Source organism: Janthinobacterium sp. BJB401, assembly GCF_013372745.1.
GTDB classification, from domain to species: domain Bacteria; phylum Pseudomonadota; class Gammaproteobacteria; order Burkholderiales; family Burkholderiaceae_D; genus Janthinobacterium; species Janthinobacterium rivuli.
On record NZ_JABXFH010000011.1, the window covers coordinates 67957 to 87318 of the forward strand.

Consider the following 19362-nt stretch of genomic DNA (forward strand, 5'->3'; position numbering starts at 1 on the left):
TGGCGCGGATTATTGCGCCGGCAAGCTTTGCACCGGTGTGGCCGGCGCCAGGATGGGCGGCACGGGCGCGTGGATCGGTGCCGGCGCCTTGACCGCCAGCCAGCCCGTGGCTGGCAGCAGCGGCACCAGCAGCAGGGCCACGATATTGATGATCTTGATCAAGGGGTTGACTGCCGGGCCGGCCGTGTCCTTGTACGGGTCGCCCACCGTGTCGCCCGTGACGGCCGCCTTGTGCGCGTCCGAACCCTTGCCGCCGAAGTGGCCATCCTCGATGTATTTCTTCGCATTGTCCCAGGCGCCGCCGCCCGTGGTCATGGAGATGGCCACGAACAGGCCCGTCACGATGGTCCCCATCAGCAAGCCGCCGAGGGCCGCTGGCCCCAGCAGCATGCCGACGACGATGGGTACCACCACGGGCAGCAGGGAAGGCACGATCATTTCACGGATGGCGGACGCCGTCAGCATGTCGACGGCCTTGTCGTATTCGGGCCGCGCCGTGCCTTCCATGATGCCCTTGATGTCGCGGAACTGCCGCCGCACCTCGACCACCACGGCGCCGGCCGCGCGGCCCACGGCTTCCATCGCCATGGCGCCGAACAGATACGGTATCAGCCCGCCGATGAAGAGGCCGACGATGACCATGGGGTTCGACAGGTCAAACGTGATGTGCTGGCCCACGGATTCGAGCGCATGCGTGTAGTCGGCAAACAGCACCAGCGCGGCCAGGCCCGCCGAGCCGATGGCATAGCCCTTGGTGACGGCCTTGGTGGTATTGCCGACGGCATCCAGAGGGTCGGTAATGGCGCGCACGGAGTCGGGCAAGCCCGACATTTCCGCGATGCCGCCCGCGTTATCCGTGATGGGGCCATACGCGTCGAGCGCGACGATGATGCCCGCCATCGACAGCATGGCCGTGGCCGCGATGGCGATGCCGTACAGGCCCGCCAGCTGGTACGAGACGAGGATGGCGACGCAGACGGCCAGCACCGGATACGCGGTGGACTTCATCGACACGCCCAGGCCGGCGATGATGTTGGTGCCGTGGCCCGTCGTCGACGCTTCGGCGATGTGGCGCACGGGCTTGAAGTCCGTGCCCGTGTAGTACTCGGTGATGTACACCATCAGCCCCGTGAGGACGATGCCGACGACGGTGGCGCCCAGCATCTTGTAGCGCATGGCGTCGTCGGGCCACAGCAGCCACGTCACCACCGCGAAGCCGACCAGGGACAGGCCGGCCGCCCACCACAGGCCCGTGTACAGGGCCGACATGATTTTCGCGCCTGGCTTGGTCTTGACCATCGAGCAGCCGACGATGGACGCGAGGATGGAGACGGCGCCCAGCAGCAGCGGGTAGATGATGGCCGTGCCGCTGGCCTCGGCCATCAGCAAGGCGCCCAGCAGCATGGTGGCGATCAGGGTCACGACATAGGTTTCGAACAGGTCGGCCGCCATGCCGGCGCAGTCGCCCACGTTGTCGCCCACGTTGTCGGCGATGACGGCCGGGTTGCGCGGATCGTCCTCGGGAATGCCCGCCTCCACCTTGCCGACCAGGTCCGCGCCCACGTCGGCGCCCTTGGTGAAGATGCCGCCGCCAAGCCGCGCGAAGATGGAAATGAGCGAGGCGCCGAAGGCCAGGCCGATCAAAGGCTTGATCAGGTCATGCTGCGTGAGGCCGGGCGCGCCCGTCGTCACCAGCAGCCAGTAGAACAGGGTCACGCCCAGCAGGCCCAGTCCGACGACCAGCATGCCGGTGATCGCCCCGCCCTTGAAGGCCACGTTCAAGGCCTGGTTGATGCCCAGCGTGGCCGCCTGCGCCGTGCGCACATTGGCCCGCACCGAGACATTCATGCCGATGAAACCGCAGGCGCCCGACAGCACGGCGCCGATCAGAAAGCCCAGCGCCGTATGCAGGCCAAGCAGCGCATAGATGGCGATCAGGAGCACCACGCCGACGATGGCGATGGTGCGGTACTGGCGCGCCAGGTAGGCGGCCGCGCCCTGCTGGATGGCCAGCGCGATTTCCTGCATGCGCGCGTTGCCGGGATCCTGCCTCAGGATCCAGCTGCGCGACACCAAACCGTAAATGACTGCGACCACGCCGCAGGCTACCGCAAACCACAAACTGGCTGCCATATCGTCCCCTTCTGTTTTTATCCGACGTCATTGCCAACAGCTGCAGACCGCACCGGGTAGGCACGCGCAGCCAGGAAAACACGACCTGCAAAAAACCTGAACCACGAAAACGATACGGCGCCCGCCTGAAGCGCGGGCACAAAAAAAGCGGACACTCAGGTCCGCTTTTCAATACTGCTTATTCCGCCAGGGCGGCAAATGCGCTGTCGCGGATTTGCTCGACCGGACCGACGCCGGCGATGCGGCGGTATTTCGGCGCGCCTGGCAGGCCGGACTTGGCCCAGTCATTGTAGTAGCCGAGCAAGACCTTGGTCTGGTTGTGGTACACGTCCAGGCGCTTCTTGACCGTTTCCGCCTTGTCGTCGTCGCGCTGGATCAGCGGTTCGCCGGTGATGTCGTCGACGCCGTCGACCTTGGGCGGATTGAATTTGACGTGGTAGACGCGGCCCGAACCCGGGTGGCTGCGGCGGCCGTCCATGCGCTCGATGATCGAAGCGTCAGGCACGTCGATTTCCAGCACGTAGTCGACATTGATGCCGGCGTCTTTCATGGCGTCCGCTTGCGCGATCGTGCGCGGGAAGCCGTCGAACAGGTAGCCATTGGCGCAATCGGCATCCTGCAGGCGATTCTTGACCAGGCCGATCATGATGTCGTCCGACACGAGGCCGCCCGCATCCATGACTTTTTTCGCGGCCAGGCCCAGTTCCGTGCCTTCCTTGATCGCCGCGCGCAGCATGTCGCCCGTGGAGATTTGTGGAATGTTGTATTTTTCTTTGATGAAATTAGCTTGGGTGCCCTTGCCGGCACCGGGTGCTCCTAAAAGTATCAGACGCATTGAAAAGTTCCTAAAAAACAGATTTTGGATGGTGGTATGTGTAATTATTTTTAGATGGTGTTGCCAAGGCTATCTTTCCGTACGAAACTTACCACAAAAAATCCCTGGAACGCCAGTTTGCTATCGAATTGCTATGCCCTGATTGATCAAAGCCAGCAATTCGCGCGGCAGACGTTTCAAAATGTGGTTTTTACTGCAGGCGCACAAAACTTTATTTGCACGCCTGCCGTTTTACGGGTAGCGCTTACAGGGCACCGTAGTGGGCTTGCACCCGGGCAAGATCTTCCGGCGTGTCGACGCCGGCGGCCGGCGCCGAGTCCGTGACATGCACGGCGATGGCAACACCGTGCCACAGCACGCGCAGCTGCTCCAGCGCCTCGATGGCTTCCAGCGGCGAGGCGGACAATTGCGGATATTCTTGCAAGAACGCATTGCTGTACGCATACAGGCCGATATGGCGCAGCGGCACATAGCCTGCGGGCAAGCTGTCTTTCGACTGCGCGAAGCCGTCGCGGTGCCACGGGATGGTGGCGCGCGAAAAATACAAGGCGCGGCCGTTCTTGTCCAGCACGACCTTCACCACGTTCGGGTTGAATGCGTCTAGCACATCGTGCAGCGGATGGGCGCACGTGGCCATGGGGACGGTCGCGCTGATCTGCGCGGCGCAGGCGGCCAGCAGGGACGGATCGATCAGCGGTTCGTCGCCCTGCAGGTTGACGACGACGGCATCGAGCGGCAAATCGAGCGTGCGCGCCACTTCGGCGATGCGGTCCGTGCCCGACGGATGGTCGCTGCGCGTCATGCACACTTCCACGCCATGCGCGGCGCAGGCGGCGCGAATGGATTCATGGTCGGTGGCGACGATGACGCGCGCGGCGCCCGACAGGGCTGCCTGCTCGGCCACGCGCACCACCATGGGCTTGCCGCCCAGGTCAGCCAGCGGCTTGCCGGGCAGGCGCGTCGAGGCCAGGCGAGCCGGGATGATGACGATGAACGCCATCGTTATTCCACTGCGTCTTGCAGGGTGCGCGCTTCGTCCGCCCACATGATGGGGATGCCATCGCGGATAGGATAGGCGAGGCGGTCGGCGCGGCAAATCAGTTCCTGCGCCTTCTTATCGTGTTCAAGCGGACCCTTGCAAACAGGGCAGACCAGGATATCAAGCAGTCGAGCATCCACGACATTTCTCCACAATTTGTTGGGCCAGCGCGCTATCGATGCGCGCACTGACGGGGACGACCCACAGTCTCGGGTCATCTTTGAGATGTTCAATTTGCGCACATTTTACTGCATCCTTCTCGGTGATCAAGATCACATCCGTGTCGAGCGCCGCAAATGGCTGGTCGAGGAAGTCATGATGGTCGGGCAGGGGCAGTTCCATGAAGTCCAGTCCGGCCCCGCGCAGCATGGCAAAGAAACGCTGCGGGTTGCCGATGCCGGCCGCCGCCACGATGCGCTGGCCGCTGGCCGCCAGGGTCGCCAAAGCCACGCTTTCGCCGCGCTTGACAAGGCGTTCGGCCACGCCGCCATCGAGCCGCATCTGCACCACCAGGGAACCTGCTGGCGCCACCTGCGCCACGAGTGCCGGCGCCAGCTCGGGTGCGTTGATCACCGTCACGTCGCGCCGGCGGCGCGGCGATTCGCGTAAAGGTCCCGCCGGCAGCAGCCAGCCATTGCCGGCGCCGCGGCCGTCGAACAGCACAATTTCCACGTCGCGCCGCAAGGCGTAATGCTGCAAGCCGTCGTCCGTGACCAGCACGTCGACCTCGGGATGGGCGGCCAGCAGCGCCCTGCCCGCTTGCGCGCGGTCGCGCCCCACCATCACGGGACAGCCGCCGCGCTGGAAGATCAGCAGCGGCTCGTCGCCCACCTGCTGCGGCGTGGAACTGGCGCTGACGGCGCGCGGCGAACGGTCGGCGCTGCCATGACCGCGCGAAATGACGCCCGGGCGCATGCCCGCATCGCGCAAGGCTTGCACCAGCCAGATCGTCAGCGGCGTCTTGCCGGTGCCGCCAATAAAAATATTGCCGACGACGACGACGGGCACGGGCAGGCGCGCGGATTTGATAATGTTTGCCCGGTACAGGCCGCGCCGCACGGCGCTCATGGCGCCGAACAGCAGCGACACGGGCCACAGCGCGCACGCCAGCGGGCCGCGCGTCAGCCAGGCGCGGGTCAATGTGGATTCAAGCTTGGCGGGGGAGGATGTGGGCATGAAGGAAGACGTAAAAATGGTGTAGGTCGGATTAGCTGCGCCGCCAGGCGCAGCGTAATCCGACATGCTTGGCTGCAGCTTGTGTCGGCTTACGCCGTGCCGGCTAAGCCGACCTACTTGCCACCCGCTTGCGCCGCAAAGGTCAGCTTTTCATAGCCGGCCAGGCGGGCCGCTTCCATCACGTGGATGACCATCTGGTGCATGGCGAACTGGTCGGCGTTGACCACCACGACGGGCGTCTGCGCCGGCGCCTTGCCGCCGTTGGCCGCTTTCGCCGCGTCCTGCAAGGCATCGGCCAGGCCCGCCACGTCGCGGAACGAGACGGGCTCACGGTTGACCGTGTAGTTGCCCTTGGCATCGATGGTGACGTCGATCTGCTGCGGCTTTTCCTTCGCCTGCTCGGCGTCGGCCGTCGGCAAGGTGATCTGCAACTCCGTAAACTTGCTGTAGGTGGTGCTGACCATGAGGAAGATCAGGATCACCAGCAGCACGTCGATAAACGGGATCAGGTTGATTTCGGGGTCTTCACGCCCCTTGCCTTTGCGGAAGTTCATTTGCGGCCACTGTGGACGATGTCGACGAACTTGACCGCTTGCTGCTCCATGTCAATGACGAAGCTGTCGACGAGGGCGCGGAAGTGGCGGTAGAAGATCAGGGCCGGCATGGCAATGGCCAGGCCAAACGCTGTGTTATACAAGGCGACGGAAATACCGTGCGACAGCGCCGAGTTCGACGCGGTGGCGCCGGGCGATGCAAAAATCTCGATCATGCCGATCACCGTGCCAAACAGGCCCATCAGGGGCGCCAGGGTGGCAATCGTGCCCAGGGTCGTCAGGAAACGTTCCAGTGTGTGGGCCACGCCGCTGCCCGCCTCTTCGATCGATTCCTTCATCACCTCGCGCGGCGCGTCGACGTTGCGCAGGGCGGCGGCCAGCACCACGCCCAGCGGCGAATTGTCTTCCAGCTTGGCCACCGTGTCCGGCGTGATCTTGCCGCTGCGATACACCTGCACCACTTCATCAAACAGCTTGCGGGGCAGGATCTTGGCGCGTCGCAAATACAGCAGGCGCTCAATGATCAAGGCCAGGGCGACGATGGAAGCGATCAACAACAGCCAGATGGGCCAGCCAGCGGCTTGAAATATAGCGAGCAAAAGGAACTCCTGGTAAAGGGAAGGCGGTGAAGCGCCCGAACAGCCTGTATTGTACCGAGCGCCGAAGTGCGATGGTGCGTGCGCGCGGGAATGGCGCAATGTAGCGCGTTGCCGCGCCGGCGGCAAGTGGCGCCCGCATGGCACTTGTCCACACGGCACGTCGGGCGCGCGCTGCCGCCGCACAGTTTTGCACACTTTGTGTGGATAAGATTGTGAGCAAGCATGAAGTCCAGCATGCAAGTCATTGATTTACATGAGAATTACTGCACTGCGCAAAATACAGGCATAGCAGCTCATCGCCATTAGTCAATGTCACAAAATCAAGAATTCAAGAGTTCTGCACATTTACTGTGGACAAGATTGTGCGCAAAGCCGAGGAATTCAATCAAGTCATTGATTTTAAAGGAAATTAAATCAATGCGTAAAAAAGTGGCAGCCAGCACGCAATCGGTGGCAAACAGGCGGTCAAAGTTCTGCACACAATCTGTGGACAAGATTGTGCGCAAGCGCACGGATACGCGCCAAGTACATTGATTTATATCGTTTTTATTGCCATGCATAAAAATGTGGCAGAGGTCGAAAAGCGGGGTTTTCCACGTCCGATTTGACGTCCAAACGGCAGTTTTCCACCGCCAGCGCAGTTCCACACATAAAGTGTGGATAAGATTGTGAGCAAGCCGATTGACTCCATGCAAGTGCCTTGATTTTAAAGGGATTTTTTTCCATGCTGAAAAATGAGGCAGCAATTCGGCGTGTTCACGCGGTGGAAAACCCGGACAAGCCACGAAACGGTTTATGCAGTTTTGCACACATTCTGTGGATAAGATTGTGAGCAAGGCGCACGGCCTTACGCTACATCCTTGATTTATATGGCTATTTTTATGCTGCGCAAAATTCAGGCAAGCGATGCCATGGGCCTTCCCGTGGATATATCCGGCGCCGCGCCAGAGTTCTGCACATTTTTTGTGGATAAGATTGTGCGCAAGGCCATGCATGGCATACTAAGCGTTTGATTCCTATACACTTTATTTCCGTGCGCAAAAATGTAGCAAGGCACTTTTATCGGTCGATGTGGGCTCGCCGGGCCATGTTTGTCCAAGGCAAAAAGTTCCGCACACTTTCTGTGGATAACTTTGTGCGTAAGTGGCAGGGGCTGAACTGATGTGCTTGATATTAAAGGTTTTTTTCCCCATGCACGCAAATCAGGCATCCGGGAATTCATCATGAAATCAAATACTTAGAAATAGAACTTGTTGTTTTGCACGATATATGACATAAGCATGACCTCGCCGATAATATGTGGACAGTTCCCTCCCCCATAGCACCAGATGATGACCGATACCCCAACTGACAGCGGCTTTGCCGCCCCGCCCGTGCTGACCGTCAGCGCCCTGAACCAGGCCGTCGCGCGCCTGCTCGAACGCTCGTTCCCCCTGACCTGGATCGCCGGCGAGATTTCCAACTTCACGCGCGCCGCTTCCGGCCACTGGTATTTCACCTTGAAGGACGATGGCGCCCAGGTGCGCGCCGTGATGTTCCGCGGCCGCGCCCAGTTTGCCGGCTTCACGCCGCGTGAAGGCGACAAGGTGGAAGTGCGCGCCCTCGTCACCCTGTACGGCGCGCGCGGCGATTACCAGATCAACGTGGAAGCCATCCGCCGCGCCGGCGTGGGCGCCCTGTATGAAGCGTTCCAGCGCCTGAAGGAAAAGCTGGCCGCGCAAGGCCTGTTCGACCAGGAACGCAAGCGCGCCATCCCCATGTTCGCGCGCAGCATCGGCATCGTCACCAGCCCGCAGGCGGCGGCCCTGCGCGACGTGTTGATCGCGCTCAAGCGCCGCGCGCCGCACGTCAACATCATCCTGTACCCCACGCCCGTGCAGGGCCAGCAGGCGCCGGAAAAAATCGCGCACGCCATCCGCACGGCATCCACAAGGGCCGAGTGCGACGTGCTGCTCGTGTGCCGTGGCGGCGGCAGTATCGAAGACTTATGGTCGTTCAACGATGAAGCCGTGGCCCATGCGATCGCCGATTGCTCCATGCCCGTGATCAGCGGCGTGGGCCACGAGACGGATTTCACCATCGCCGACTTCGCGGCCGACCTGCGCGCGGCCACGCCGACGGCGGCGGCCGAACTGGCGGCCACGCCGCGCGCCGACTGGATGGCTTCCCTGCGCGCCGATGCGGCCGACCTGCGCCGCGCCATGCGCCGCAGCCTCGACGATGCGGCGCAGACGCTGGACCGCCACAGCCGCCGCCTGCTCAACCCGAAGGCGCAGCTGCAGCAACAGCGCTTGCAGCTGCTGGCCCTGTCCACGGCCATGACGCATGCGGCGCGCGCGCCCATCAACCAGTCGCAGTACGCGCTAGAGCGCCTGCGCTCGCGCTGGGCCAACCTGCGGCCCGACGTCACGGCGCCGCGCGCGCGCCTGGCGGACATGCAGCGGCGCAGCGGCGCGGCCATGGCGCAGCAGCTGGGCCAGCGGCGCCACCGCCTCGACGGCCTGGCGGCGCAGCTGGAGCTATTGAATCCGCAGCGCACGCTGGAACGCGGCTATGCCATCCTGCGTGATGAAAAGGGGAATATCGTGCGCTCGCCGGCGCAGCTGCAGGCGCGCCAGAACGTCAATGTGCGCCTGGCCGAAGGCAGCGCGCAGATCGGCATCGCCAGCGTGCAGGCGAGTCTGGAATAAGCGCTGGAATAAAAAAGGCCGGGGAAGAACCCCGGCCCAACACCTTCCCTACTGAGTGGACTGCTACTGCAACTGCTCTTTCACACGGCCTGATTAAAACTTCATCGACACGCGCGCGCCGAAGGTGCGCGGCGCGTTGTAGAAGGCGCCGTAGATCTGCTGCGTGGGCTGGCATGGCATGCCGACGTCCGTGCAGATTTCATTGACGTCCAGCTTGACCGCCTTGTCCGTGGCGTTCTGCACGAACGCTTCCACCGTATAGGCCTTGTTGGCCGGCTGGAAGCGCAGGCTCAGGTCCAGGGTCGTGTAGGCTTCCTGGCGCTTGACGCCGGCATGGCCCGGCACGTCGCCGTTGAAGGCGCCCGCACCCACATACGACATGGTTTCATAGTGCACCGAGGCGCGCGGCGTGAGCTGGCCGCCGGCGACACTGAAATCATGCTCGTACTGGACGGTCGTGGAAAACTTCGGCGCATGCTTCATGGTGCTGCCGCCCACGTTCACCAGTGGCGCCGTCGAACCGCAAGACTGGCCATTCGCGCGCGCCGCATCGACGTCGCACGACATGAAGTCGTCATACACGGCTTTGAGCCAGGTGGCGTTGCCCGTCAGGCGGTCGACCTTCGTTGGCCGCCAGACCCATTCCGCTTCCAGGCCCTTGACGGTGGCGCCGGCCGCGTTAAAGTTGGCCAGCACGCTGTTGACCACCTGCGATTCGAGCTTGTCCTTGTACTTCATCAGGAAGGCGTCGAGGTTCAGGGTCAGTTCGCGGTTCAGCAAGTCCGACTTGAAGCCGATTTCATAGCTGGTCAGCTTTTCCGGCTTGGTGGTGGCGCCGCCATCGCCGATGGCCGGCGAATGGAAGCCCGTCGTCACGGAACCGAACAGCAAAATGTCCGGGCGCAGCTTGTACTCGATGCGGCCCAGCCAGGTGGCCTGGCCATATTTCAGGTCGGCCGTGTTGTCGCCCGGCGTATTGCCGCAGGTGGCGGCCGTGATGGCGCCGCCAGGGCCGATATTGTGCGTGTTGGCCAGGCCCGTGCCCGGCTTGACCAGCTGCGCCAGCTGATCGGGATTGAGCACTGTGGTGCCCAGCGGCGCGTTCGCGGGCCAGTTCGGGCAAGCCCAGTTCTTGCCGCCGACGTCGAATTTATGGTCTTTCGTGTAGCGCGCGCCGGCCGTCAGCTTGATCTGGTCCGTCACTTGCTGGCTGACCTGGCCGAACACGGCCTTCGATTTGAGCTGGCGGTCGCCCTGGATGAAGGACATCGACGACGCATACTGGCCCACGGTCGGCTGCACGAAGATCACGGCGCCGTTGGCGATATCCTGCTGCACGGCCGCCTGCGAAATCTGGCTGCGGTCGATATCGAAGCGCACCTTGTTCTTTTCATTGAACAGGAACAGGCCGGCCACCCACTGGAACGGCGCATCGTCGTCCGAGCGCGCCTGCAGCTCGTGCGAATAGCTGTCGAACTGCGCCCAGTCGGTGCGGTTTTCCGACTTGAAGCCGGGGAACAGGCCCGCATCGGAATCGTTGCTGTTCTGGCGCTTGTAGCGGCTCCAGCTACCCAGGTACGTGAAGTCCAGCGCGTCCGTCGGCTTGTAATTGAGCTTGCCCTTGTAGGTCAGAATCGACTGGTCCAGGGTGCCCGGCGTGTCGATCAGGGCCGAGCGCAGCTTCTCGCCCCGTTTCGGTTCGGCCGCCAGGTAGACGTTGCCGGCGCCCTGGTCGAGGAAGTAGTCGGCGATGAAGGTACCGCGCAGCTGCGGCGTGAACTTCCACAGCAGCGAGGCGCGCACGCCCATCTGGTCGCCGGCGCCATACTTGGCCGTGCCCGGCATGACGTTCGAGCCGCGGCGAAAGTCCACCGTGCCGTCATGGCTATCCTTGATGGCGGCGATGCGCAGCGCCACGTCGTCGGAAAACGGGATATTGAGCATGCCCTGCGTCTGCAGATGGCGCTTGTCGCCCACGGTGATGCCGGCCGAGCCCATGAACTTGGCCGTGCTTGGCGCGGCCGACACGAGGTTGACGGCACCGGCCGTGGAATTGCGGCCGTTCAGGGTGCCCTGCGGTCCGCGCGCCACCTCGACGTGCGACAGGTCATACATCAGCGCCGTGGCGCCCTGGGGACGCGGCGAATACACGCCGTCGACATAAAAGGCGACGGCCGGGTCGCCCAGCTCCGTGTGGTTGGCCGAACCGACGCCGCGCATGTAGACGTGCACGCCGCCCGAGTCGCCATGCTGCTCGACGACGAGGCTGGGCACCATGGTGGCCAGCGAGGCCAGATCCTTGACCTGGTTGTTTTGCAGCGTGTCCTGGTTGAAGGCGGTGACGGCCAGCGGCGTCTCCTGCACGAAGGTATTGCGGCGCGTGGCCGTGACGACGATGCGGTCCATCTGTTCGGCGGCCGGTTTTGCCGCGTCCGTGGCTGCAGCCTCCTGGGCCATGGCGGCGCCGCTGCCCAGCAAGATGAACTGGGCGAATGTCGCATGCGCGAGGCTGAGGGCGATGGTATTGCGTTTGAGCTGTTGCATTGTTGTTGTCTCCTGTACCGCTGGTTGATTGATGATCACATAGCTCTTTGGCTATTGCTGCACATTTTTTGGGTGTCAATCTGAAGTCATGTCGCCTCCGTGCGGGGTCAATGGGTAGCCACGGCGCGCCCGGCCGTGTCAAATAGAAAGGCATGGCCTTCTTCCGGCGCGAAGCCGATGCTGCTGCCCTGCGCCAGACTGTGGCGCGCCTCGCCATGCAGCTTGATGGCCACCGCATGCGGACTGTTATCGAGGGTCGCGTGGATGATTTGCGCATCGCCCAGCTGCTCGATCAGGGTCACCGTGGCGCCATAGCCTTCGTGGCGCGGCACCAGGCGCAGGTGTTCGGGACGTATGCCGACCAGCATGCCCGCCTCGCCGCCAAGCTGGCTGGCCAGCGCGGGGACGGCGGCGCACGGCAAGAAGTTCATGCGCAGCGCGCCGATGAAGCCGGCCACGAACTGGCTGGCCGGATGGCGGTACAGGTCCAGGGGCGCGCCCACCTGCTCCAGGTGGCCGCCATGGAAGACGGCAACCCGGTCGCCGAGTGTCATGGCTTCGACCTGGTCGTGCGTCACATAGATCATCGTGGTGCCCAGTTCCTGGTGCAGCTTGGCCAGTTCGATGCGCGTCTGCACGCGCAAGGAGGCGTCAAGGTTGGACAGCGGCTCGTCAAACAAAAACACCTTGGGCTGGCGCACGATGGAGCGGCCGATGGCCACGCGCTGGCGTTCGCCGCCCGACAGGGCTTTCGGCTTGCGGTCGAGCAGGTGCGTGATCTGCAAAATCTCGGCCACCTTGCCGACGGCGGCGCGCACTTCGGCTTCCGGTTTGCCCGCCAACTTGAGGGCAAAGCCCATGTTGTCGCGCGCCGTCATGTGCGGATACAGGGCGTAGCTCTGGAAGACCATGGCGATGCCCCGCTCGGCCGGCGCCACGTCATTGGCCAGCAAGTCGCCGATGCGCAGCTGGCCCGCGCTGATGTCTTCCAGTCCCGCGATCATGCGCAGCAGGGTCGACTTGCCGCAGCCGGACGGCCCGACGAAGACCATGAATTCGCCGTCGTGGATATCGAGGTCCAGGCCCTTGACGATTTCCGGGCCGTCGCCGTAGGTCTTGCGGATGCCGCGCAGGGAAATGGCGGCCATGTCAGTGCGCCTCGGCCAGGACGGCGGCGTGGGATGCACGCTGCGCGGCGATGAAGTCGCGGTACCACAGGGCGCTGTCCTTGAAGCTGCGCTGCTGCGTGGCGTAATCGACGTAGAGCATGCCGAAGCGCTTGGCGTAGCCCGAATTCCACTCGAAGTTGTCCATCAGGCTCCAGTAGAAATAACCGCGCACGTCGATGCCCTGCGCGATCACGGCGCGCAAGGCGTCCAGGTGCAGCTGCACGTACTCGATGCGCGGCGCATCGTGGATCTTGCCGTCGACGGGCTTGTCGGCCACGGCCATGCCGTTTTCCGTGATGTAGACGGGTGGCAATCGGTATTCGCGGTGCAGGCCGACCAGCAGCTCCGTCAAGCCCTGCGGATAGGTTTCCCAGCCCATGTCGTTGACACCGAGCTTGCATTCGGGCTTGCGCGGCGGCGTCTCGGCGCTCATGTAAGCGCGCGTGTAATAGTTCACGCCGAGGAAATCGATGGGCTGCTTGATATCTATGAAATCGTTTTCAAGGATGGATAAAGCAGAAGCGTCGACGTGTTTCAAGGCCAAAGCCGGATAGCGGCCCTTGAAGATGGCGTCCATATACCACTGCACCGAGCGCGCATATTCGAGTTCGGCCAGTTCGCGGTCCTGGGCGCTGTCGGTGGCCGGCGTGGCCGTCCATTGATTGAGCACGATGCCCAGTTTCGCGGGCGGATTGACGGCGCGCATCGCCTGCATGGCCAGGCCGTGCGACAGCAGCAGATGGTGCGACACTTGCACGGCGGCGGCCGGGTCGGCCATGCCGGGGGCGAACTGGCCCGTGCCGTGGCCCAGCACGGCCGTGCACCACGGTTCGTTATGCGTGGCGATGCTGGCGACCTTGTGGCCGAAGCGGCGCGCCACTTCGGCCGCGTAGGCGGCGAAGTGGTAGCAGGTGGCGCGATTGAGCCAGCCGCCCTCGTCCTGCAAAGCTTGCGGCAAGTCCCAGTGGTACAGGGTCAGGTGCGCATCGAGCCCCTTGGCGGCCAGGGCGTCGAGCAGGCGCCCATAAAAGTCGAAGCCGGCCTCGTTCCAGGCGCCGGAACCCGTCGGCTGCACGCGCGACCAGGACATGGAAAAGCGGTAGGCGTTCACGCCCAGGCTGGCGATCAGCTCCACGTCCTCCGCGTAGCGGTGGTAATGGTCGCAAGCCACGTCGCCATTGCTGCCGTCGATGATCTTGCCGTCCGTGTGGCTGAAGGTATCCCAGATGGAGGGGCCGCGGCCGTCGATGGCGGCGGCGCCCTCGATCTGGTAGGCGCTGGTGGCCACGCCCCAGGTGAAGGTGGCGGGAAAGTTGGTGTCAATGTCGTCGTTATGCATGGTGGTCATGTCAGTGTGAGTGGATTAAAGAGAGTGCTAGCCTTTGACGGCGCCCTGGGTCAGTCCTTCAATTAAACGCTTCGAGGCGACAAAAAACATCAGCAGCAGCGGCAGCACGGCGATGGCGGCGCCCGTCATCAGCGCGCCCCATTCCGTGTTGTTCGGCGCCTGCATGCTGCGCAGGGCCAGCGGGATCGTGTAGTTCTCGACCGAGCGCATGACGACCAGCGGCGTGATGAAATTGTTCCACGAGTTGATGAAGGTGATCAGGCCCAGGGTGCCCATGGCGGGACCGATCAGCGGCAGCACGACTCGCCAGTAGATGGCGAATTCGCCGCAGCCGTCGATGCGCGCCGCCTCGATCAGGTCCTTCGGTATCGCCGTGCCGATGTACTGGCGCATCAGGAAAATCCCCAGCGCGCCGGCCGCTCCCGGCACGTACAGGGCGCGCGGCTGGTCCAGCCATCCGAGGAAATCCATCAGCATGAAGGTCGGGATCATGTTCATGAACGAGGGAATGATCATCGACGCCATCACCAGGGTGAACAAGGGCCGCTTGAAGCGGAACTCGTACATGGCGAAGGCATAGCCGCCCAGCGAGCAAAAGAACAAGGTCAGCGCCGTCGTCATCAGGGCCACGTACAGGCTGATGCCGATATTGCGCCAGAACGGCAGGCGCTCCTGCAGCAATTCCAGGTTGTTGAGCAGGGCCGTACCGAACCAGCGCGGCGGCGGCAGGCTGTAGATCTCGGCGCTCGTGTGCGTGGCGAAGACGAACATGAAGTAGAACGGCGCGACCATGATCAGGGCGCCGATGGCCACCATGGCGTAGGCCGTCCAGCGGGTGGTTTTCATTTGGCCTCCTTGCGCTCGTTGCGTTCATTGCGGCTGAAAATGCGGTTATTGACCCAGGTGGTGCTGGCGATGATCAAAAACAGCAGCCAGGAAATGGCCGACGCCGTGCCGAAGTCGCCCGAGGAAAACGCCGTCTTGTAGACGAAGATGGCCGTCGTCATCACCGACTGGCTCACGCCGCTCGATTCGGCCACCAGCACGAACGGCTCCTCGAACAGCTGCAGGTTGCCCATGATGGTCAGTGTCACGGCCAGGTAGATCATCGGGCGCAGCTGCGGCAGGGTGATGTACCAGAACTGCTGGCGTTTCGAGGCGCCGTCGATGGTGGCCGCTTCGTACAGATCCTTGGGGATCACCTGCAGCGCGGACAGATACAGCACCAGGTTCCAGCCCAGGTAGCGCCAGAAAATCACGAAGGCGACGGCCGGCTTGATGAACAGCGAGCTGCCCAGCCAGTCGATCGATTCCGCCGGAAACAGGCCGCCGACGAGCGGCAGGCTGGCGCACCATTGAATCAGCACATTGATCTGCCCATAGTCGCGCGAGAACAGGGTATTGAAGACCATGGCGATGGCCACGCTGGACGTGATGAACGGTAAAAAGTAAATGCCGATCACCAGGTTGCGCGAGCGCTTGAAGCTGTTGTGGATGAAGGCTGCCAGCGGAATGGCGACCAGGTGCTGCGGCACGCCCGAGGCCAGCGCCAGCCACACGGTATTGCCCAGCGAGCGCAAAAACCACGGATCGCTCAAGGCGTATTTGTAGTTGTCCAGGCCCACCCACTGCATGGCTTCCACGCCGCTGGCCGCTTCCCACTGGTTGAACGACAGATAGATGGAAAACAGCAGCGGGAACAGGCTGAAGACGGCGAACAGGATGAAGAAGGGGCTGATGAAGATATACGGCGCCCACTTCTTCATGTTGTAGCGTTTCCTGGCGGGCCGCGCCGCAGCGGCAGCGGGCGCGCCCTCGGTACAAGGCATGGAGGTAGTCATGCTGCTCCTAGCGCCGCGCGCGGTGGGTGATCAGGGCCTTGGCGTCGGCCAGGGCCGTCTTGATATCCTTGTTTTGCGCCAGCACGCTTTCCAGTTCCATGTTGACGATGTCGCGCGCCACGGCGTCGAACTTGTCGACGCGGATGACGGGGATTTTCGCCGCCGTGTCGCGCGCCAGCAGACGCGTCTTCTGGCCGCCGAAATACGGCTGCGGCTCGTCCATCATCGGGTCCGCATACGCGGCCTTGAGGGCCGGGAAAGCGCCGATCTCTTTGAGCGAATGCAGCTGGATGTCCTTGTTGACGGTCATGAACTTGATGAATTCCCAGGCCTGGGTTTTATTCGCGGCCTTTTTCGGGATGCCGTAGAAGGAGCCGCCGTAGGACGCCAGCGCGCCGGCCGGCAGGTTCGCCGCGCGCCACTGGCCGGACGACGCCGGCGCCAGCCACTTGGCCAGGTGGCCGCTGAGCCACGAACCCATCATCTGGCTGGCCACCTTGTCGCGTTTAAAACCTTCGGCCCACTCGCCCGTCCAGGCCACGGTGCGCGCATCGATGCCGGCGACCCTGGCCGCCTTGGCCAGTTCGAACGCTTTCACGAAGCGGGGCGAGTCGACCAGCACCTGGCCCTTGTCGCCAAAGTAGATGCCTTCGCCATCTTTCAAATTGGCGCGGATGACGATATCGGCCAGGTCGCTGGCGCCGGCCAGCAGATAGGTGCCGGTGGCGGCCTTGAGTTTCTTGCCGGCGGCGATATACGATTCCCACGATTGCGTCAGGTCGGCTTCCTTGATGCCCGCCTTGTCCATCAAGTCCTTGCGGTAGAACAGGGTGCCCGGTCCCAGGTCGGCCGGCATGGCGCCCAGGGTGCCGCGCGAACTGGTCGCCTGCACAAAGGTGAACGGCACGAACTGGGCGCGGTACTGCCCTGCCCCGTAGGGCGGCTGCAGCAAATCTTCCATGCCCTTCGATTCGGCGAAGCTGCCGACATAGCGGAAGTCGATGGCCATCACGTCGGGCAGGCGCGCGCCGGCCGCCAGCGCCGTCGTCATCGAGTTATGGTGGTCGTCGATCTGCAGGCTGACCAGCTTGACCTTCACTTGCGGATACAGCTTTTCCCACAGGGGCAAGGCCGTTTTCACGGCGCGGTCCAGGTCGGGGAACGAGGCGACGGTAATCGTGGCCGGGGCCAGCGCCGGCAACGGTGCGGCCGGCGGGACGGCTGCGGGGGCGGGTGCGGGTGCGGCGGCCACGCTGGCAGCCAGGGTCAGCGCTGCCAGCGGGGCGGCGCCAAGGATGCTTGACTTCATTATTTCATCTCCGTTTATTGAGCGTCTTCTATCTTGAAAACGTTTTCACAACATGTGTCCATTTAACACCGCAAAGAAAATCAAGTCAACCGAAAAAGTTGTCATTTTTATTGAGGGCAGCGTGGCGAGATGCATGCCCTGGCGCGTTTTCTCCTATGAAAAGACGCAAAAATCCGCCATTTCAAGATGCTGTTGTTTTTTGTGAAAACGTTTTCAAGCGCCGACCCACGGCCCTTTCGGCATTTATGGTAATCTTTCGATGAAAAGGTTTTCAGAGCACTGACAACCAGCCATTTTGATACCCAGGAATCACCTTGAACGATAGCGCCCACGCTGCTCCCCCTTCCACCCTGCTCGACGTGGCCCGCCAGGCCGGCGTGTCGCCCAGCACCGTCTCGCGCATCCTCAATGGCACGGCCAAAGTGTCCGACGACAAGCGCGACGCCGTGCTGGCGGCCATTGCGCACATGAAATTCGCGCCGAACCAGATGGCCCAGGGTCTGAAGAAGGGCCGCTCGATGACCATCGGTATCGTGGTGCAGGATATTTCCAGCCCCTTCTTCGACGAAAGCCTGCGCGGCGTGGACGATGGCCTGAAGGACACGGGCTATGCGTCCGTCATCGTCAGCGGTCACTGGAATGCGCAGGAAGAGGCCGACCGCATCCGTTTGCTGCTGGCAAGAAAAGTCGACGGCATCATCCTGCTGTCGGGGCGCATCTCGGACGAGAGCGTGCTCGATTTCTCGCAGCAGCGGCCCATCGTCTCGACGGGCCGCCTGCTGGCCACGAAAAGCGCCATCGGCTTCAAGCTCGACAACGAATACGGCGCCTACCTGGCCGTGCGCCACCTGGTGGAACTGGGCCACCGCCGCATCGCGTTCGTGGCCGGCCCCGCCAACAACACGGATGCGGCCGAGCGCCTGACGGGCTACCAGCGCGCGCTGCGCGAAGCGGACATCGCCATCGACCCGAAGCTGATGGTGGAAGGCGATTTCCACGAGGCAAGCGGGATGCTGGCCATGAACCATTTGTTCGATACGCAGCAGCAATTCAGCGCCGTCTTCGCCGCCAATGACCTGTCCGCCTACGGCGTGCGCCTGTGCCTGTACCGCAAGGGCATCCGCGTGCCCGACGATATCTCGCTCGTCGGTTTCGATGACTTGCCCGGCTCGTCCTACACGACGCCGCCGCTGACGACCATCCACCAGCCCCTGTACGACATCGGCCGCATCGCCACGCAAGCGCTGCTGGGGCTGATCAATGGCGAAGCCGTGCAGGCGGCAATACCGCCCCTGGAACTGATCGTGCGGGAAACCACGCGGCGTATTCGCTAGGCCTGGCGCTGAACGAGAATCACTACGCCAACGGCATGCGCAACGCGTGCGGGAATCTGCAGCAATGGCGCATCCGCTTTACAATAGTGGCTCGTTCAGCAAGAATGCTTGGTTCAAGCACGCAAGGCTCAACCCTCCGGCCACAGGCTGGAAGACTCCGAACACTCACCATAAAGGGACATCACATGGAACATACTCTGCCACCACTGCCGTATGAAATGGACGCTCTGGCGCCGCATATTTCGAAAGAAACCCTGGAATACCACTATGCCAAGCATCACCAGGCGTATGTCACCAACTTGAACAACCTGATCAAGGGTACCGAGTTCGAGAACCTGTCGCTGGAAGAAATCATCAAGAAATCGTCGGGCGGCATCTTCAACAATGCGGCGCAAGTATGGAACCACACCTTCTACTGGAACGGCATGAAGCCGGCCGGCGGCGGCGCACCTAGCGGTGCCGTGGCTGACGCGATCAACGCGAAATGGTCGTCGTTCGACAAGTTCAAGGAAGAATTCACCAAGTCGTGCGTGGGCAACTTCGGTTCGGGCTGGACCTGGCTGGTGCAAAAAGCCGACGGCTCCGTCGACATCGTCAACACCTCGAACGCCGGCTGCCCGCTGACCACCGGCGACAAGCCGCTGCTGACCTGCGACGTCTGGGAACACGCCTACTACATCGACTACCGCAACCTGCGCGCCAAGTACGTGGAAACGTTCTGGGGCCTGGTCAACTGGGACTTCGTTGCCAAGAACTTCGCGTAAGCGCCAGTTCCTGTCAACGTAGGGTGA

The 19362-nt window shown here is 62.8% G+C and carries 17 protein-coding genes; 3 read left to right on the top strand and 14 right to left on the bottom strand.

What is annotated here, in order from left to right:
• Positions 1–9: 9 nt before the first annotated feature.
• From HWE17_RS09980 to HWE17_RS10015, 8 genes are all read right to left on the bottom strand, one after another.
• A complete protein-coding gene (locus HWE17_RS09980) occupies positions 10–2133 on the bottom strand; it encodes a sodium-translocating pyrophosphatase (protein ID WP_035825774.1) in 2124 nt (707 codons plus the stop codon).
• Between the two features lie 178 nt (positions 2134–2311).
• Positions 2312–2968, bottom strand: coding sequence for an adenylate kinase (adk, locus tag HWE17_RS09985; protein ID WP_035825772.1), 657 nt, complete (start codon positions 2966–2968; stop codon positions 2312–2314).
• 244 nt (positions 2969–3212) lie between these two features.
• On the bottom strand, positions 3213–3968 hold the full coding sequence (gene kdsB / locus HWE17_RS09990) for a 3-deoxy-manno-octulosonate cytidylyltransferase (RefSeq protein WP_176388667.1): 756 nt from the start codon (positions 3966–3968) through the stop codon (positions 3213–3215).
• Positions 3969–3970: 2 nt separating this feature from the next.
• Positions 3971–4147 carry a Trm112 family protein gene (locus HWE17_RS09995; RefSeq protein ID WP_010395789.1) on the bottom strand — a complete coding sequence of 59 codons (177 nt, stop codon included), beginning with the start codon at positions 4145–4147 and terminating at the stop codon, positions 3971–3973.
• Positions 4128–5183, bottom strand: coding sequence for a tetraacyldisaccharide 4'-kinase (gene lpxK, locus HWE17_RS10000; protein WP_176388668.1), 1056 nt, complete (start codon positions 5181–5183; stop codon positions 4128–4130). Before lpxK ends, HWE17_RS09995 begins: the two co-directional genes overlap by 20 nt.
• A gap of 113 nt (positions 5184–5296) precedes the next feature.
• Positions 5297–5737, bottom strand: a complete 441-nt coding sequence (locus tag HWE17_RS10005; protein WP_099400996.1) for a biopolymer transporter ExbD — start codon at positions 5735–5737, stop codon at positions 5297–5299.
• Complete coding sequence (locus HWE17_RS10010; protein ID WP_035825764.1) at positions 5734–6336, bottom strand: MotA/TolQ/ExbB proton channel family protein; 603 nt, start codon at positions 6334–6336, stop codon at positions 5734–5736. Before HWE17_RS10010 ends, HWE17_RS10005 begins: the two co-directional genes overlap by 4 nt.
• A 320-nt stretch (positions 6337–6656) precedes the next feature.
• Entirely contained in the window at positions 6657–7331 is a 675-nt protein-coding gene (locus tag HWE17_RS10015; protein WP_176388669.1) for a hypothetical protein, read from the bottom strand.
• A 333-nt stretch (positions 7332–7664) separates the two neighbouring features.
• Between HWE17_RS10015 and xseA the strand changes: the two genes are divergently transcribed.
• Positions 7665–9026 (top strand): exodeoxyribonuclease VII large subunit, encoded by a 1362-nt coding sequence (xseA, locus tag HWE17_RS10020; RefSeq protein WP_176388670.1) that lies wholly within the window; start codon positions 7665–7667, stop codon positions 9024–9026.
• 93 nt (positions 9027–9119) lie between these two features.
• On the opposite strand, the gene HWE17_RS10025 is transcribed toward xseA, so the two are convergent.
• The 6 genes from HWE17_RS10025 to HWE17_RS10050 all read right to left on the bottom strand — a co-directional run bounded on the left by HWE17_RS10025 (position 9120) and on the right by HWE17_RS10050 (position 17237).
• Complete coding sequence (locus HWE17_RS10025) at positions 9120–11570, bottom strand: TonB-dependent receptor (RefSeq protein ID WP_176388671.1); 2451 nt, start codon at positions 11568–11570, stop codon at positions 9120–9122.
• A 107-nt stretch (positions 11571–11677) separates the two neighbouring features.
• Positions 11678–12718 carry an ABC transporter ATP-binding protein gene (locus HWE17_RS10030; RefSeq protein ID WP_035825752.1) on the bottom strand — a complete coding sequence of 347 codons (1041 nt, stop codon included), beginning with the start codon at positions 12716–12718 and terminating at the stop codon, positions 11678–11680.
• 1 nt (position 12719) lies between these two features.
• On the bottom strand, positions 12720–14087 hold the full coding sequence (locus HWE17_RS10035; RefSeq protein ID WP_176388672.1) for a GH1 family beta-glucosidase: 1368 nt from the start codon (positions 14085–14087) through the stop codon (positions 12720–12722).
• Between the two features lie 27 nt (positions 14088–14114).
• The gene (locus tag HWE17_RS10040) at positions 14115–14933 is read right to left on the bottom strand and encodes a carbohydrate ABC transporter permease (protein ID WP_034751746.1); all 819 of its coding nucleotides are present in this window, start codon (positions 14931–14933) and stop codon (positions 14115–14117) included.
• Entirely contained in the window at positions 14930–15928 is a 999-nt protein-coding gene (locus HWE17_RS10045) for a carbohydrate ABC transporter permease (protein WP_255206185.1), read from the bottom strand. The genes HWE17_RS10040 and HWE17_RS10045 overlap by 4 nt, the downstream gene beginning before the upstream one ends.
• Positions 15929–15935: 7 nt before the next feature.
• Entirely contained in the window at positions 15936–17237 is a 1302-nt protein-coding gene (locus HWE17_RS10050; RefSeq protein WP_176388673.1) for an extracellular solute-binding protein, read from the bottom strand.
• A gap of 314 nt (positions 17238–17551) precedes the next feature.
• Between HWE17_RS10050 and HWE17_RS10055 the strand changes: the two genes are divergently transcribed.
• Complete coding sequence (locus HWE17_RS10055; protein ID WP_035825735.1) at positions 17552–18571, top strand: LacI family DNA-binding transcriptional regulator; 1020 nt, start codon at positions 17552–17554, stop codon at positions 18569–18571.
• Positions 18572–18756: 185 nt separating this feature from the next.
• Complete coding sequence (sodB, locus tag HWE17_RS10060; RefSeq protein ID WP_035825732.1) at positions 18757–19335, top strand: superoxide dismutase [Fe]; 579 nt, start codon at positions 18757–18759, stop codon at positions 19333–19335.
• The last annotated feature ends 27 nt before the right edge of the window (positions 19336–19362 follow it).

Coding starts and splice junctions, on each gene's coding strand:
- HWE17_RS09980 (WP_035825774.1), bottom strand. CDS start 2,133: ATGGCAGCCAGTTTGTGGTTTGCGGTAGCCTGCGGCGTGGTCGCAGTC.
- adk (WP_035825772.1), bottom strand. CDS start 2,968: ATGCGTCTGATACTTTTAGGAGCACCCGGTGCCGGCAAGGGCACCCAA.
- kdsB (WP_176388667.1), bottom strand. CDS start 3,968: ATGGCGTTCATCGTCATCATCCCGGCTCGCCTGGCCTCGACGCGCCTG.
- lpxK (WP_176388668.1), bottom strand. CDS start 5,183: ATGCCCACATCCTCCCCCGCCAAGCTTGAATCCACATTGACCCGCGCC.
- HWE17_RS10005 (WP_099400996.1), bottom strand. CDS start 5,737: ATGAACTTCCGCAAAGGCAAGGGGCGTGAAGACCCCGAAATCAACCTG.
- HWE17_RS10015 (WP_176388669.1), bottom strand. CDS start 7,331: ATGCATGGCCTTGCGCACAATCTTATCCACAAAAAATGTGCAGAACTC.
- xseA (WP_176388670.1), top strand. CDS start 7,665: ATGATGACCGATACCCCAACTGACAGCGGCTTTGCCGCCCCGCCCGTG.
- HWE17_RS10025 (WP_176388671.1), bottom strand. CDS start 11,570: ATGCAACAGCTCAAACGCAATACCATCGCCCTCAGCCTCGCGCATGCG.
- HWE17_RS10030 (WP_035825752.1), bottom strand. CDS start 12,718: ATGGCCGCCATTTCCCTGCGCGGCATCCGCAAGACCTACGGCGACGGC.
- HWE17_RS10035 (WP_176388672.1), bottom strand. CDS start 14,087: ATGACCACCATGCATAACGACGACATTGACACCAACTTTCCCGCCACC.
- HWE17_RS10040 (WP_034751746.1), bottom strand. CDS start 14,933: ATGAAAACCACCCGCTGGACGGCCTACGCCATGGTGGCCATCGGCGCC.
- HWE17_RS10045 (WP_255206185.1), bottom strand. CDS start 15,928: ATGACTACCTCCATGCCTTGTACCGAGGGCGCGCCCGCTGCCGCTGCG.
- HWE17_RS10050 (WP_176388673.1), bottom strand. CDS start 17,237: ATGAAGTCAAGCATCCTTGGCGCCGCCCCGCTGGCAGCGCTGACCCTG.
- sodB (WP_035825732.1), top strand. CDS start 18,757: ATGGAACATACTCTGCCACCACTGCCGTATGAAATGGACGCTCTGGCG.